Raw genomic sequence first — 15,635 nt, 5'->3', positions numbered from 1 at the left:
ATGGATATAAAAAAACGCTTGATTATTTCCAATACTATAACGGTTTTAATACCAATTATTATTGCATGCTTTACAATATTTATATTTATATTGGTATCCTCAGATATTTTTCATACAGATATGAATTATCAAAATTTCAAAAAAACAGCAGCTATTAAATCAGAGTTATTAAATTCAATAAAAAATATATCTCAATTAAATCCTGAGAATATAGAAGACCCTGAATTTCAAAAATATATGCATCATAAACTTTCAAGTATAAATGGAGAACTTATAATAACTAAAGATAATAAAGTCATATTTTCTTCAAAAGATGTTAATAAAATTGACATAGAAAGATGCCTAGAAGAAAGTAAATCTAAACTCTTTAGTAAGCCAATACAAATTGATAATACATTCTATATGACTGAAGTATCTCCAGTTGTTTTTAAAGATAAGTCTGTAGGAAACGTATTATTGCTAGCCCCTACAGGAAAGGAAGCAGATACTTTTAAAACATTTATTATAACAGTTCTAATTGTATTTTTCGCTTCCTTTGCAGCCGTAAATATATTCATGTCTTATCTTTATTCAAAAAGAATATTGGAACCTATCTCTATTCTAAAAAAAGCTACAGCGGAGATCAGTAAAGGTGACTTAGACTTTGAAATTGTAGAAAATGGAGATTGTGAAATTAGAGAACTATGTGCTGACTTTGAACGAATGAGAATACAACTAAAAGATTCTGTGCGTATGAAAATGAAATATGATGACAATAGAAAAATGTTAGTTTCCAGCATATCTCATGATCTAAAGACTCCTATAACTTCTATAAAGGGATATGTTGAAGGAATCTTAGATGGCATAGCAAATACCCCTGAAAAAACCGAACTCTATCTAAAAACTATTTATTCAAAGGCTGAACAAATGGATGCTATGATTGATGATTTGCTTTTATATTCTAGACTAGATTTAAATAAACTTCCTTTTAATTTTGAAAAAACAGATATTATTAACTATTTTGATTACTGTATTCTTGAATGTGCACCTGAGCTTCAAAAATCAAACATAGAAATTAGTTTAGAAAATAATTTAAAAGAATCAAAATACGTTAAGATTGATAGAGAAAGAATGCGAAGAGTTATAGTAAATATAATTGATAACTCTCGAAAATATATGGACAAAAAACAAGGAAAAATAGCTATCATACTTAGAGAAACTGCTTCTAGCATTATTATTGAAATAAGAGATAACGGGGTAGGCATTAATAAGAATGATATAAACAAAGTATTTGATAGGTTTTACAGAGCAGATCTGGCTAGAAGTGAGACAAAAGGCAGCGGCCTTGGGCTTGCCATTGCAAAACAAATTGTTGAGGGTCATAAAGGTAAGATATGGGCTGTAGGCCATGAAGATAAAGGCACAAGCATAATTGTATCACTGGCAAAAATATCTTAGAACTGGGGATGATATGTATGAAAAGAATTTTAATAGTCGAAGATGATTTAAGTATCGCACAGCTTCAAAAAGACTACTTGGAAGTATCAGGCTTTGAAGTTACTATATGTACTGATGGTGTAAAAGGTTTAAATACACTAAAAGAAAATGAATTTGATTTACTAATTCTTGATGTCATGCTTCCACAGATTGATGGATTTAGTATTCTACGAAGTATACAGGAGACTAAGGATATTCCTGTATTAATGGTTTCTGCTAAAAAAGATGAGATTGATAAAATTAAAGGCTTAAGCCTTGGCGCTGACGACTATATTACAAAACCTTTTAGTCCTGGCGAACTAGTTGCTAGAGTTAAATCACATATTCAAAATTACGAAAGACTAAAAAGTAAATTTACATCCAAACCGAAAAATAATGTTATTGTAATAAGAGGACTAGAAATAATAAAGGATTGTAGACAAGTGTTCATAAATGGTAACGAAATAACATTAGCTCAAAAGGAATTTGATTTATTACTTTATATGGCTGAAAATCCTAATAGAGTATTTAGTCGAGAGGAATTATTCGAGAAAGTTTGGGGACTTGATGCTATTGGTGATATTGCCACAGTTACAGTACATATCGGAAGAGTGCGAGAAAAAATCGAATCTTCTCCCTCTAATCCTCAGTATATTGAGACTATCTGGGGAGCTGGTTATAGGCTTAGGGTATAGTATTACATCCTAAGCCTATTCTTAATCATTCAATTTAACTTTTCTTTATTAATGATACTTCTCATAGATTTATATAAATTTAAATCTATTTAACTCCTGATTTTACACTATTTTTTGCCTCTATCTTTTCTATAATGACATTAATACTTTTTTTAACAAAATCAACTGCTTGAGTCTTAGTCTGTCCCTTATGCTTGACTTGCTGATCTCCTTTTGTAGCAATTGCCTTATATGGGTAATCCTTTTCATTATTCTCTATAACCGTTATTTCATATCCTCTATATTGTTCCATAAGACCTACCCCCTTTATATAAAACTATTATATCATATTCTTAATTATTTGAATATTCTATTATGTGAATTATCTAAATTTATTATACTACTCTTCTCTAAAGTTTTATACAAATATAATGCTTTATAAAAATATAATAAAACTTTTCATATTAAATGAATGAATTTAGATACAATAGGTAAATAGATTTCATTCATAAAAAGAAAAACAAATAATCCAAATAGTGCTCCGATGATACATCCATTTATACGAATCCAATGTAGATCATTACCTGCCTTTTCTTGTATAAAATCATTAAGAGAATCATCCGTCAAATTACTTAGCGTTTTGCTAACTACAATGCCTATAAGATGATGCTCTGATTTTATTATTTTATAAAGAAACCCTTTGATGTAGACTTCCATAGTACGTTTTGCTTTACTATCATTTTTGAAATTTTCCCAGTAACCATGTACTTGTTTTTTAAGCCAATATATAACCGGTTCTATGCTCTTTAGATATAATCGAAAATTTTCTACATCCCCATTTTTATACAATGACTCATCCACTTGAACATTTCCCTTTTTAATACTATACTTTAAAGCAATAATGGTATTCTCTATGACACTATTAAGTTCATTGGTAATTGTAATTTTTTCAATAGTATCTAACTTCCACTTCTCCACATTAAATATTACTTCTTCATCAGTATGTAATTTTTCTATAACTTGTTCAATTTTATTAATCATTTCAATGTGAATAGGATCATTTATGTCTTTTAGTTTTAAAAGCACTTCTAGTATCTGCTCTTGTATAGAATATGCTGCATCTAAAGTATTAACACTATTTGTTTCTTCTGCTAATGTCACTGCAACTTGCATTAGCATTCTTTGAATTCCTTTTTTACTATCTATATTTTCCTTTATAATTTCATTTATCATATTATGAATTTCACTTCTTGTATTCTCTTGTTTTGCTTTTGTTATTATTTCATCTAAAACATTGATAAACAATTTTTCACAATCACTACTTTTTACGGTAAACATTAATATTTTACTTAAATATGTTGTTAAGTCTATTTCTTTTAAATTGTTTTTTAAATCGCCTTCAATATACTTAGCAATTTTATCTACATCTATGTCGTCTAAAAACTTTATACTATACTTCTCAATAAATTCAAATATATATCCTCCCTGCTTTACACTCTTGTCAATATATTCAATTAATATATCAATAATCTTAATTTCTTTTATCTTGCCTTGTAATGTTTTTTCATTTAGCAATTCATTTTCTACCATATATGCTATGGAATTTATAACTTTATCCCTATTTCTAGGAATTATAGCTGTATGCCATGGAAAGCCTAAGGGCTTTTCATATAAAGCTGTTATAGCAAACCAGTCTGCAATTCCTCCTACCAGTGCTGCTTCAATAACAAAACCTAGCATTTCAGTTAAAAAACTTTTATGAAAATAAACTTTTATACAAATAACAGCAATAAATGCTATAAGTAATATAAATAATAGTCTATCCGCTATCTTCTTATTTTCCATATTCCTACTCCTACTAAATTTTATATGTCAGAATAAACACTATAATACCAACTAAACCACCAATGATTGAACCATTTATTCTGACTAATTGCAAGTCATTTCCTGCCTTTGACTCAATCAGTTCTATTAGCATATCATTTGAATACTTGTTTAAATTTTCTCTAACAATCTTACCTATATTTTTATGGCCACTATCAATAAGCTGTGCTGCAACATTCTTTACATAATTATCTACATTTTTCTGAAACTCAATATTATTATTAAACTTATTTCTAATATCTTGAATTTTAAGTTCCGTTTCATAAATAAATTTCTTTATAATGCCTTCTTCCTCCATACCTTTATCTTTTAAATTCTGAAAAAATATTTTTATATATTCTTCAATTCTAAGATTATTTATTTGTTGTACTTTCCATTCTTCAAGTTTTCCCCTGATATGATTATTTTGTTTCAATTCCATAAACTTGATATCAATCCATTCTTTAAGCTTTAATCTATCGCTATTATCTACATCCTTGAAATTATAAAAATAATTCTCTATCTTTTCCTGAATAACCTTTGCGATATTCCCTGACGATAATTTTAGCAGCATATCTAATACAACGACATTAAGAATAATTCTCTTCCTCATACCATTTTCATAGGAATTTTTCGTCTCTTCCACTATTTCAGTAAGTATACGGTGAAAATTATCGGTCTTTATGTAAGAAATACTTTCATCAATTATAAAATTTATTATTTTTTCATCGTATCCATTTTTTATTGATATTTCAATAGCCGAAATCAATGCCTTCCATAAATTAAATTGCGATATATTTTGCGCTATTAAGTTAGCTGCAATCTTACTTACTTCATCATTATGTATTCCAGCAAAGCTTTCTTGAATAATAGAACTGATGATCTTTTTTATATTTTCATACTCCTTATTGTTTGCAGCATACTTTAGAATTAATTTTGAAGTATCGTATTCATTCAATAGTTTTTTTAAATGTTCCTTTGTTAATAGCTCATCACTTACCATGTTACTCAATCCATCAAATATTTTTTCTCTGTTTTTAGGTATTATTTCAGTCTTAAATGATACTCCAAATGGTTTTCTAAATAAGGCGGTTATCCCATACCAGTCAGCAAATCCCCCTATCATTGAAGCACAAAATCCACTACTTACAAGACCTCCAATGAAGGTTTCATGAAATGGATAACTAATCAAAAAACCGATTGTAGCCATAACTAAAATTATAGTTGCTTTATAACGATTCATAATAATTTAATTTACCTCCCATTTAATCTGCTTAGGTTAACTATATTATAGAATCCTTAATCATTAGTTTCAATTAATTTTAAAGTTTTAAATTTCATACTTTCACCAAATTATTCTAAGGTTCTATAATAGAAAAGGAGCTATCGCACTTATTAATTTTCCTTAGCTAACAACATCATACATCCACATTCCTTGAACGACAAAAAAAGATGCCGCTTTAACCTAATTAGGCTTAGCGGCAAAATGGCTATTAATGCAGAATCTACAATTCTTCCTCACTTATTCTTTTGAATGTAATCTCAAGTACAGGAATTGACTTATGACAATATGGACATTCTCCAATTGGACTCTTAACATTCATGCTCTCTTCTTTTAATTCGCCATTCTTTTTCGTCTTTACCGCATCCATACCCGAATAGGTTTCCACGCCGTTTTCATTTTCTTTTTTAAATACAACAGAATTCAAAGGAATGCATTTGTGACAATTTGGACAAAACCCCGGTCTCTGATCACGAAGCCATGAAATCTCAACATCTCCTTGTTTTGTATTTATAACAAATACCTGTGTCTCGTTTTTATTAATATCATAATCTTTCATAATATTTCTCCTTCTCTTTCATGTTATTTCAATTTTAATACATTACACCGCGTAATATGCAAGAGATTTTTAAACAGAATATCCTTGTTTCTATAGTTTATGATGTTGAGTAAAACCAATGGTATTCGTTACACAAAAATAGTACCAGGAAACAGACCCACACAGTGACGTTCCCTGATACGGTGGCTTTTATTTGGAAGTTTGGATCCTGCTGAGAAGAAGTTAGTGGCGTAGGTAGCAGTGACAGTCTATTGTACAAATTTATCGCGCTAATCTCCAGCTTTTCTGTGAAAAGTACATATAATTCTTATCACCCATATCTACTACATATTCTTAAACATATTTTTATCCATACGGTCTAAGAGCAATGCCTTTAGTGTAATTTTCCTTTTGAATTCTAATTTTCAATAACACTTTAATCTTGAAACTAATTTTAATTTTCTACAATATTGCTGCTTAATCCTTTATAACTATTGAAATATACTTTTAGTAATTTCATTATTTTTTTCACTTATAATTCCATTATTATAAATACCAATAATTTTTCCATTATAGTATGTTTCCTTTCCTATTGAGAGCTCCTTAATTATTGATTTAGAAGTATCTTTGATAAAAATTTGTCCTTTAATATTTATATATATATCGTTAATATCTATCAAAGTTTTTATATTAATCTTTTTCCAATCCTTATTAGTTATGCTCCCATAATATATTGTTTGAGTTTTATCATTATTTATTGGTGCTAAGTATATATTATCCTTATTATCTATTCCTAATAAGCACAAATTACTATTTCCATCAACCTCCAAAGGAGAACTATTACCATATTCAAAAACCTTCCTATCTTTTGAGTTTTCATACAGTAAAACATCATCTCGCTTTGTAGAGATAATTTTTCCAATATCATGAGTTACAGTATTAATACTCTTTTCTTGAGCCATTATATTTATTCTGTATATCCTGCTATAATCATTTGAACTTGACAGTTTAACATATATAGCATTAGTGAGAGTAGACATATCAATTGCATCTATCCTTTCATTACCACTATATATAGGTATTTTTATGCTTCTATTGTTTACTTCATTAAATATTTCAACTTTATTATTACTGTCCACATCGTAATAATACAATTTAAAGAACATGTCATTTTTTGTATCAGTTGATCTTTCGGCTAATATTAATCTGTTTCTGTCATAAATCCATTTATAATATACTATTTCCATTCCAACATCTGCTGATACTTTAGTTTTACTAGCATTATCTAAATTTAAAACAAGTAAATCATTGTTCTTTAGATAAGCAAGATATTTCCCATCGTATGATGCCGATGTATTTATACTTCCTTCTTCTAAAACTAATTTTGGCTTTGATACATCTTTAGTTGAGTCGTTTTCTACTTTTTTTGATGAATATGAAGAATTATCAGCAAAATACACAGTTTCTAAAAATACTAATATTCCAAATTGAATTATTAATATTGGCAAAAAACCAATTATAAAAATCTTAAAATATCTCAATCTAATCTCTCCTAACTATTGCTGAACATATAAAGCTGTTGCTACAGTTCTTTCCCCAAGCGGATTACATGGATTGTTTATAACATTGCCTTTATAATACATTGTACTTGATGAACCACCATCTAAATTAATAGCGTTATAAGCATTGTAATCTAACATAATTTTTTGTATATCATGCAATGTTGCCCCTGGCATATTTATTCTTCTACCATCAACTACCAATAATAGTATAGCCCCATCTTTTCTTTGGCCTGCGGCGGTTCTTGCAGTAATACCTTGACCTCCATCTCCACTAAAGGTTGCTTTTCCATTTATTATTAGAGATGGTCCAAAAGATATCGCCTCAGATACTTTAAGTCTTTTCAAATCATTGATACTATGACTCCCTATTATCATTTTCCCTTGATAATCTAATGCCATGACATCTAATTGGTCTGTATCAGATACATCTTGATAAACAATTTTCCCTTGGGAAAAAACAAATCCTGTAGGATATGCTCCTGTCCCAGACCATAAACTCCCACTATTTGATTTATCCATAAATCCTCCCCCATTAATGGCCGCAATAGCATTATGGTCTTTTGCAATATCGCTGGTTCTTTCTCCTTCTTTTGTTAATTTATTTGTATAACCTACCTTAACCATAAGAGGATTTTTAATAACAAGCATATATCCTTTGAACTTTGAGCTATTTATATCATATCTTTCTATGCTATTATCCTGATAATTATTAATTTTAATATTAGAAATTTTTTGTTCTCCACTACCTGTACTCTCTGTATCACTGCTTAATATTTTAGAAATCTCCGAATCACTCAAAAATAACTTTGCAATATACTGATGCTTATAACTTGACATTGAGGTACCAACAATCATCTTTCTAACAACTGGAAATGGTCCATAAAATACTAATAAGCAACTTATTAAAGATGCTGCAAATACTTGAAAAATAAATATTAATATAATAACCACTACTGATATCTTCTTTTTCTTTAGTTTATATACTTTGTTTTTCATCTCTGAACCTCTTTGTTTATTAATAATATTTGTTATTTTATAGAATACTTAAAAATATACTTTCATTTTCACCTTGTTAGATTAAAATTACATTAAAGTCAAATTAAGAATTCCTCAGACTTTTTATTAATACAATACTAAGATAAAAAGCAGCAAAAATTGCTGCTTTTTATTTAAATCTTAAATTTGCTTACTTTTTCTAACATTTCCTTTGAAGACAAATCTAATATTTCCGCAGATTGTGCTATTTTATCTGTAAAATCACTTATTTCTTGAGATGTAGCTGATATTTCTTCTGTTGAAGCTGATATTTCCTCTGCAACTGAGGAAACTTCATTAATTCTTTCTACAATTAAATCTTTATCTTTATTTATATCAATGGACATATCATTTATCTTCTTAACCTTTGGAGTAACTTGTTCTATAGAACTTATTATATCATCAAATGAAGTTATTGAGTTATCTATTACATTTCCTTGATTGCTCAATTCATTATCCATTGATTCTGTTGTATTTATTACTACATTCGATTCCTTAGTAATATTTTGAATCAATTGACCTATCCTATCAGAAGATACTTTGGACTGCTCGGCTAATTTTCTTATTTCATCTGCAACAACTGCAAATCCCTTCCCTGATTCTCCTGCCCTAGCCGCTTCAATAGCTGCATTTAAAGCTAATAAATTAGTCTGTCCAGCTATATTATTTATAAGATTAGTAATTTCATTTATTTCATTAATATTCTTTCCAAGTTCTAATATTCTTTTCTTTACATCTATAAAAGATTGCTTCACTTCATTAACGGAGGTTATTAGCATTTTAAAGCTACTGTTTCCATTTGTAGCCTTTTCATTTACAATCTCTGTATTCTTGTTAACATCCTCAATTAAAGCTACTATTTTTGATACTTTAACTCCAAAATCACCTACATAATTGTTTATGTCATTTAAAGTATCAGCTTGCATTTCAACCCCACTTGAAACCTCTTGTATTACATTTGCCACATCTTTAGAAGAGTTTGCAATTTCACTTGATAACTCTAACAATAAACTTGATTGATTATCAACGGTATTTGATGTAGAACTTATAGACTGAATCATATATTTTATTTTTTCAATAGATATGCCCAATTCCTTCTTCATTATTCCAAACTCGTTAGTACCATTTGCATCTATTTCCACTGAAAAATCCCCTTCTGATATAGTATCTAAATTTTTAGTAAATTCTTTTATAGAATGCTTAATAATATTAATAATTATAATTGTTATAGCTCCCATTATAATAGTTAACAATATAAAAAGGTACACAAATACCTTAACACCAATCATTGCTTTTGCATTTGTATCTGACTTTAATGTATCAGCATCCTTTTTACCATAGGCTATCATATCATCTATAGCACTATCTGCATTATTACATATGGTATCAAAAGTATTAAAATCTTCTACATTCAGTTTTTCACCTGATGATAATTTTGATTTTATAGATTTCCAACCATTATTATATAGTTCATAAGCAGATTTTACCTTTTGTATATATTCATTTTCCTTAGTATCCAGACTTCTATTTTCATAATTCTTAAGTAAATCTCTAATTTCAGTATCTATTTTATCAATTTTTTGTACATACTCTTGTTTATATTCTACTGAAGTAACCTTTGTTATGTAAAATTTTGATTCCATTAAATTCGCTTTTACCTCTGAAGCCTGAGATATTGGAATCAAAGCATTTGCATACATATCCTCTTGCAACACTTTTATATTGTTAATTGTGTAATAGGCAACTCCCCCTAAAAGTAAAAAAGAGCATATAGATATTATTAATATACTGTATAAACCATTTTTGATTTTTAAATTACTACCTAAAATATTTTTTTTATTTTTCACCATAACATCCCCTCCCCATATACCTAATTTTATATTTTTATTATTAAATAGTAAATACCTTTCTAATTCCCCCATTATACACAGTAACTGCTATATCCTTATCCATTCTATTTAGGTACATTTTACCCGATAAATATCCCTAGTAAAATTCTATTTATTTACTTATTTTATATATTTGCGGAATAGTATCTGTTTTTTTAGCATAATACACATATGTTCCAGCTACAGCAAAAAAATTTATAAAATTGTCATTACCTAACTTTATATTGCCGCTTCCATCAACTTTTATCTTGTATATGGAATCATAATCCGAATTATTAATATAATATATATATCCGCTGTCTAATACCATACTACTTGAGCTGACATCATTTAGCTGAGACCTTCCAGTGCCATCACTTACAATTTTATATATTTTATTATGATCCCATCCGTTAACGTAGTAGATTGTTCCTGTTTGACTAACTATATCCATAGGCGCATCATCAGAAAGCTTACTACTATTAGAACCATCTACATTCATGATGTTTAATACATGCTTATTAGAATAATTCTCATAATAGATACTGTTGCCATCAGTATCATAGCTTCTTGTAATTATCTTTAAAGATGTTTTTGAATTATTACTTGTATTAAAAGTAGATAGATTATTATCAGAACCTATATAGTATATAAAATTATTTAGGAGTTCTAAATTTAAAGCTTTTTCATCTAATAGTTTCTTTCTATTTGTACCGTCTGTGTTCATAGCGTATAATTTGTCCGAATCCAACTCATTGTTATAATATATTGTATTATTTGATAATAGCAATTCATAAGCAGAATCATCAGAGATTTTTTTCTTTCCTGTACCGCCGACACTGATTGAATATATTTTATTGTCATCAGACCAGTTTACATAGTATATAGTATTACCATTTTGAATAACTTTAGATGATTTAACTGGAGTTCCAGGAGTATTTTGAATGACAATGCTAACGCTAGATGAAAGGTTTGCATTACCTGCTGTAGCAACTGAGTTTGTTTTTTTAGGAGCTGGACTTTGCTTTGTGTTTGAAGAAGTTGAACTGCTTTTTAATGCTGATAATGGATTTTGACAGCCTGTAAAAAAACTAATTACAGCCATAGTAGTTATTACAGCCTTTAATCTACTCATTATTTTCTCCTTATTAATTCTAATTATATTTTTTATAAAAACACTGAACTTTTTTAAAAATTCAGTATTTTTACTCTATTGATTTAATTTTATTATATTTAATAAGAAATGCAATAGATTACATTAAATTTCGCTATATAATGATTTAAATCCTAATCTTGTTGCTATTTTCTTTTCAACTACTTCATATAGGGTTCCCACTTTACTTTCTAACTTCAATTTATATAAGTAACTTGTTCCAAAAACAATAATATAGGCGCCTATAACATCCATAGGATAGTGATGTCCAACATATACTCGTGAAAAGCCTACAATTATTGATATTACAGTTAACATTCTACTAAGTAACTTACTGTATTTTGTAAGACCTAACGCTATACTCATTGTTCCTGTAGCATGGTCACTTGGGAAGGATGCATCCGTTGCATGAGGTAATAATAAATTCACTTTATTGTGCACAAAAGGCCTGTCCACATAATATATACCTCCAATGATAAAACTTAAAATTAGATTAATTACTGTAATAACAAAAGTATTAAAAGCAATTTTTCTATAGACACAGTTCTTTTTCATAATCCCTAAGATAAATATTATTGCAATAACTGCCATAAATATATAAGGTACATCCTTAGAAAAGAAAATCATTATCTTATCTAAAACATTATTTTTATTTGCTAAATTATTTATTAACCTAAAAATCTCCATATTCATTTTTTAATACCCCTTCTATAATATATTTTGATAAAGAATAGCAACCTTTGCTAAATATCCTTCTCGTAAAATTATAAAGATTAACTTAGAGCAGAATATTCCAATTATGATTCCTGCTATGACATCTGTTGGATAATGAACATATAGATATAACCTTGATAAAGCTATTAGAAATGCTATACCTATAAATATCAGCTTATATTGGCTAAAATACATGGATAGAACTTCAGCAACAGCAAAAGATGATAGAGTATGTCCAGAAGGAAAAGAATAAGATATTGGCTTTGAGATCAGGAGACTAACATTATTTTCACAACCGCACGGTCTAACACGCCTCACTATATGTTTTACTATTCCTTCTCCAATAATGGTACTTATTATTAGTGTCAATATTACTATATTACCAATTAATCTATATGGTTTATCTAAGATTAAAACCATAGCTATGACAATCCAAATGAATCCTAGATTCCCTATACTTGTTACTATAGGCATTAATCTATCTAAATATTTATTTTGCATATATTTTTTAATAGCAAATAGAATATAATTATCAAGATTATGTATTAATGACATCATTAACCTTATTACCCCCATTTCTCTTTTCTTTAATAAATGTAACTATTCCTGGAATAATAGATATTATTATAATAGCTATTAAAACATAGGAAAAATGTTGTTTTATGAATGGTAGGTCTCCAAAGAAGTACCCTCCCCATAAAAATAATACCACCCACATAAATCCACCTAATATGTTATAGGTAATAAACTTTGAATAACTCATTTCTCCTATTCCAGCAACAAATGGCACAAAAGTTCTAATTATAGGTATAAATCTTCCTACTACTATCGTCATGGACCCATGTTTTTCATAAAAACTATGCGCTTTCTTAAGATATTCTTTATTTATATATTTCACATCTTCTTTATCTAGAATCTTATTTCCTATTTTCTGTCCTATGTGATAATTAACAGTATCTCCAATTACAGCTGCTAAATAAAATATCATAAATAAAGGAATTATCTTAAGTACTCCGATAGATGCAAGTGCTCCTGTTGCAAATAAAATAGAATCTCCTGGTAAAAACGGAGTAACAACTAGACCAGTTTCACAAAATATAATTATAAATATAAGTACATATGTCCATATTCCATAATCCTGCACTACTATATTTAAATATTTATCAAGATGTAATATTACATTAATAAAAGCTCCTACAATACTCATATTTTTATCCCTTCTTTACAAAATTTATTATAGATATTAACCAAACACTTATCTTATGCTATACATTATGTTGTCTCAAGATTAAAATCACATTAAAAAACTCTTAGATTTACCTTAAGAAATAATTCTATATTTTTCAACTTAAATCATTAAAATAAAAATAAGGTGAGAGAAATATTTTCTCTCACCTTATGACCTCCAAAATGTTATTCAATTATTCACCTAAATTTAATGTTACAGTCACTTTTGTCCACTTACCTTCTTCACTTTCTACTGCTATATCTCCTTGGTGCATATTAACTATCCATTTTGCAATAGATAACCCAAGTCCTGTACCTCCATTTTCTTTGGATCTGGATTTATCTACAATATAGAATCTATCAAATATATTTTCAATCTCTTCTTTTGGTATACCAACCCCAGTATCACTAATAGTTATTTTTACACTTTTATCTTGTGCTTCCGCACTTACATCTATAATTCCATCATTGGGAGTAAACTTAATACTATTATCTATAAATATTCTTAGCATTTGTTTTATCATCTTATAGTCAGCTAAAATTTTTACTGCATCAGTTCTATTACTGGAGATTTTATGATTTTTTTCTATGAGTTTACTTTCTCTTACTACTTCATCTATTAATTCATTGAGCCAAAATTCTTTTTTTTCTACAAGTTGAGTACCACTGTCACCTTTTGCAAGAAAAAGTAATTTTTCAATCAAGCTGGCCATATTACTGGCTTCTAATTTAATACCATAAATTGATTTTTCCAAGGCATTTCTATCGTCTTTTCCCCATCTGTCCAGTAAATTAGCATATCCCTGAATAACAGCTATAGGAGTTCTAAGTTCGTGAGAAGCATCTGACACAAATTGTGCTTGCTTACTAAAAGCTCCCTGAAGTCCATCTATCATTTTGTTAAATGTGTTAGCTAGCCTCTTCAATTCATCATCTGGACCTTTTACATTTATTCTTTCCTTTAGATTATTAATGCTTATTTTTTCAGCGGTTTTAGTTATATAATCAATAGGTTTTAACATTCTCTTACTTATCATATAACCTACTATTATTGATGCGATAATACCTATAAAATCAGCTATAGCCATAACTCCAAATAATATTTTCATAAAATCGTACTCATTATGCATATCCTTTACTATTTGAACATTTACAGTTCCATTTTTTCCACTTTGTAAATCAACACTTTTATATACTAAATGTCTTTCTTTATCTTCAAGATGTTTTTCTTTGCTCTTTGATTTTTTTTCATTATCATGAGATTCTTTAATTTTATAATCAAATCCTTCAGATGAATTTAATACTTTCCCATCTTTTGTAGTTATTTTTATTGATACATTCTCCTTTGAAGGAATATCTAATAAAAGTTCTTTATCAGATAAATTGATTTTTGAAATAAGCTTATTTGTTATTATGGTTTGTATATCCTCTATTTGCTTATTTGCCTGATTATAGAAGTAATATTTTACTCCAAATAGGATTGCTGCATTTAAAAGCAATAATACTAATGAAAACATGAATGCATATACTATAGTTAACTTAATAGAAATTTTTGCACTTCTAATAATATTAAAGATATATTTAATTTTCTTTAATAACATATCCTACACCTCTTACGGTAGTTATAAGTTTATCTTCAAAATCATCATCAATCTTACTTCTTAAGTATCTTATAAATACATCGACTACATTTGTATCTCCCACATAATCATACCCCCATACTTCTTCAATCAATTGTTCTCTTGTAAGTACAATATTTTTATTAATGAGCATCATTTCAAGTATACTGTATTCTTTCTTGGTTAACTCGATTTCTCTATTGGATCTCCATACCTGATGTGTTTTATTATCCAAAACAACATCTTTAACTTTAAGTATTTCATTATTATCTTTTAATATTACATTTCTTTCATATACCCGTATTCTGGCTAACAATTCTTCTATTGCAAATGGTTTAGTTAAATAGTCATTTGCTCCTACATCTAAGCCTAATACCTTATCAGGTATATCACTTTTCGCTGTTAACATTATAATAGGAACGCTAGAAAATTGCCTTATTCTTCTACAAACTTCTATCCCATTTAAATTGGGAATCATAATATCAAGAAGTATCAAATTATAATCTGTAGTCTCTACTTTCTTTAAAGCTTCTCTGCCATCGAATGCAGCATCCACTTGATAGCCTTCATGAGTAAGTTCCATCTCTATAAATATTGACATTTGCTTTTCATCTTCCACTAAAAGAATCTTAAAATTTTTCAAGT

The 15,635-nt window shown here is 28.3% G+C and carries 15 protein-coding genes; 2 read left to right on the top strand and 13 right to left on the bottom strand.

Annotated features, from left to right (window positions below):
• Positions 1-1,437, top strand: a complete 1,437-nt coding sequence (locus I6U48_RS01950) for a sensor histidine kinase (RefSeq protein WP_218318709.1) — start codon at positions 1-3, stop codon at positions 1,435-1,437.
• Positions 1,438-1,454: 17 nt separating this feature from the next.
• A complete protein-coding gene (locus I6U48_RS01945) occupies positions 1,455-2,150 on the top strand; it encodes a response regulator transcription factor (protein WP_218318708.1) in 696 nt (231 codons plus the stop codon).
• An 85-nt stretch (positions 2,151-2,235) separates the two neighbouring features.
• On the opposite strand, the gene I6U48_RS01940 is transcribed toward I6U48_RS01945, so the two are convergent.
• The 13 genes from I6U48_RS01940 to I6U48_RS01880 form a co-directional block, all read right to left on the bottom strand.
• Complete coding sequence (locus I6U48_RS01940) at positions 2,236-2,442, bottom strand: hypothetical protein (protein WP_218318707.1); 207 nt, start codon at positions 2,440-2,442, stop codon at positions 2,236-2,238.
• 146 nt (positions 2,443-2,588) lie between these two features.
• Entirely contained in the window at positions 2,589-3,974 is a 1,386-nt protein-coding gene (locus I6U48_RS01935; RefSeq protein ID WP_218318706.1) for a DUF445 domain-containing protein, read from the bottom strand.
• Positions 3,975-3,987: 13 nt separating this feature from the next.
• A complete protein-coding gene (locus tag I6U48_RS01930; RefSeq protein ID WP_218318705.1) occupies positions 3,988-5,235 on the bottom strand; it encodes a DUF445 domain-containing protein in 1,248 nt (415 codons plus the stop codon).
• 262 nt (positions 5,236-5,497) lie between these two features.
• Positions 5,498-5,833 (bottom strand): hypothetical protein, encoded by a 336-nt coding sequence (locus I6U48_RS01925; RefSeq protein ID WP_218318704.1) that lies wholly within the window; start codon positions 5,831-5,833, stop codon positions 5,498-5,500.
• 470 nt (positions 5,834-6,303) lie between these two features.
• A complete protein-coding gene (locus tag I6U48_RS01920; RefSeq protein ID WP_218318703.1) occupies positions 6,304-7,353 on the bottom strand; it encodes a hypothetical protein in 1,050 nt (349 codons plus the stop codon).
• A 15-nt stretch (positions 7,354-7,368) separates the two neighbouring features.
• The gene (locus I6U48_RS01915; protein ID WP_218318702.1) at positions 7,369-8,370 is read right to left on the bottom strand and encodes a phosphodiester glycosidase family protein; all 1,002 of its coding nucleotides are present in this window, start codon (positions 8,368-8,370) and stop codon (positions 7,369-7,371) included.
• 173 nt (positions 8,371-8,543) lie between these two features.
• Positions 8,544-10,259, bottom strand: a complete 1,716-nt coding sequence (locus tag I6U48_RS01910; RefSeq protein ID WP_218318701.1) for a methyl-accepting chemotaxis protein — start codon at positions 10,257-10,259, stop codon at positions 8,544-8,546.
• A gap of 151 nt (positions 10,260-10,410) precedes the next feature.
• On the bottom strand, positions 10,411-11,412 hold the full coding sequence (locus I6U48_RS01905; protein WP_218318700.1) for a DUF5050 domain-containing protein: 1,002 nt from the start codon (positions 11,410-11,412) through the stop codon (positions 10,411-10,413).
• 123 nt (positions 11,413-11,535) lie between these two features.
• Positions 11,536-12,123: an undecaprenyl-diphosphatase gene (locus I6U48_RS01900; RefSeq protein WP_218318699.1), complete on the bottom strand. Its 588-nt coding sequence runs from the start codon at positions 12,121-12,123 to the stop codon at positions 11,536-11,538.
• Positions 12,124-12,138: 15 nt separating this feature from the next.
• On the bottom strand, positions 12,139-12,699 hold the full coding sequence (locus I6U48_RS01895; RefSeq protein WP_218318755.1) for a phosphatase PAP2 family protein: 561 nt from the start codon (positions 12,697-12,699) through the stop codon (positions 12,139-12,141).
• Positions 12,683-13,351 (bottom strand): DedA family protein, encoded by a 669-nt coding sequence (locus tag I6U48_RS01890; RefSeq protein WP_218318698.1) that lies wholly within the window; start codon positions 13,349-13,351, stop codon positions 12,683-12,685. Before I6U48_RS01890 ends, I6U48_RS01895 begins: the two co-directional genes overlap by 17 nt.
• Positions 13,352-13,565: 214 nt before the next feature.
• The gene (locus I6U48_RS01885; protein WP_218318697.1) at positions 13,566-14,972 is read right to left on the bottom strand and encodes a sensor histidine kinase; all 1,407 of its coding nucleotides are present in this window, start codon (positions 14,970-14,972) and stop codon (positions 13,566-13,568) included.
• Positions 14,953-15,633: a response regulator transcription factor gene (locus I6U48_RS01880; RefSeq protein ID WP_218318696.1), complete on the bottom strand. Its 681-nt coding sequence runs from the start codon at positions 15,631-15,633 to the stop codon at positions 14,953-14,955. The genes I6U48_RS01885 and I6U48_RS01880 overlap by 20 nt, the downstream gene beginning before the upstream one ends.
• Between the last annotated feature and the right edge of the window lie 2 nt (positions 15,634-15,635).

The sequence above is a fragment of the Clostridium thailandense genome, from assembly GCF_019207025.1.
GTDB classification, from domain to species: Bacteria; Bacillota; Clostridia; order Clostridiales; family Clostridiaceae; genus Clostridium_AM; species Clostridium_AM thailandense.
This window is presented reverse-complemented; position numbering and strand designations above follow the sequence as displayed.

Bases quoted from the DNA above. Each gene is read 5' to 3' on its own strand.
- I6U48_RS01950 (WP_218318709.1), top strand. From the start codon at position 1: ATGGATATAAAAAAACGCTTGATTATTTCCAATACTATAACGGTTTTA.
- I6U48_RS01945 (WP_218318708.1), top strand. From the start codon at position 1,455: ATGAAAAGAATTTTAATAGTCGAAGATGATTTAAGTATCGCACAGCTT.
- I6U48_RS01940 (WP_218318707.1), bottom strand. From the start codon at position 2,442: ATGGAACAATATAGAGGATATGAAATAACGGTTATAGAGAATAATGAA.
- I6U48_RS01935 (WP_218318706.1), bottom strand. From the start codon at position 3,974: ATGGAAAATAAGAAGATAGCGGATAGACTATTATTTATATTACTTATA.
- I6U48_RS01930 (WP_218318705.1), bottom strand. From the start codon at position 5,235: ATGAATCGTTATAAAGCAACTATAATTTTAGTTATGGCTACAATCGGT.
- I6U48_RS01925 (WP_218318704.1), bottom strand. From the start codon at position 5,833: ATGAAAGATTATGATATTAATAAAAACGAGACACAGGTATTTGTTATA.
- I6U48_RS01915 (WP_218318702.1), bottom strand. From the start codon at position 8,370: ATGAAAAACAAAGTATATAAACTAAAGAAAAAGAAGATATCAGTAGTG.
- I6U48_RS01910 (WP_218318701.1), bottom strand. From the start codon at position 10,259: ATGGTGAAAAATAAAAAAAATATTTTAGGTAGTAATTTAAAAATCAAA.
- I6U48_RS01905 (WP_218318700.1), bottom strand. From the start codon at position 11,412: ATGAGTAGATTAAAGGCTGTAATAACTACTATGGCTGTAATTAGTTTT.
- I6U48_RS01900 (WP_218318699.1), bottom strand. From the start codon at position 12,123: ATGAATATGGAGATTTTTAGGTTAATAAATAATTTAGCAAATAAAAAT.
- I6U48_RS01895 (WP_218318755.1), bottom strand. From the start codon at position 12,699: ATGTCATTAATACATAATCTTGATAATTATATTCTATTTGCTATTAAA.
- I6U48_RS01890 (WP_218318698.1), bottom strand. From the start codon at position 13,351: ATGAGTATTGTAGGAGCTTTTATTAATGTAATATTACATCTTGATAAA.
- I6U48_RS01885 (WP_218318697.1), bottom strand. From the start codon at position 14,972: ATGTTATTAAAGAAAATTAAATATATCTTTAATATTATTAGAAGTGCA.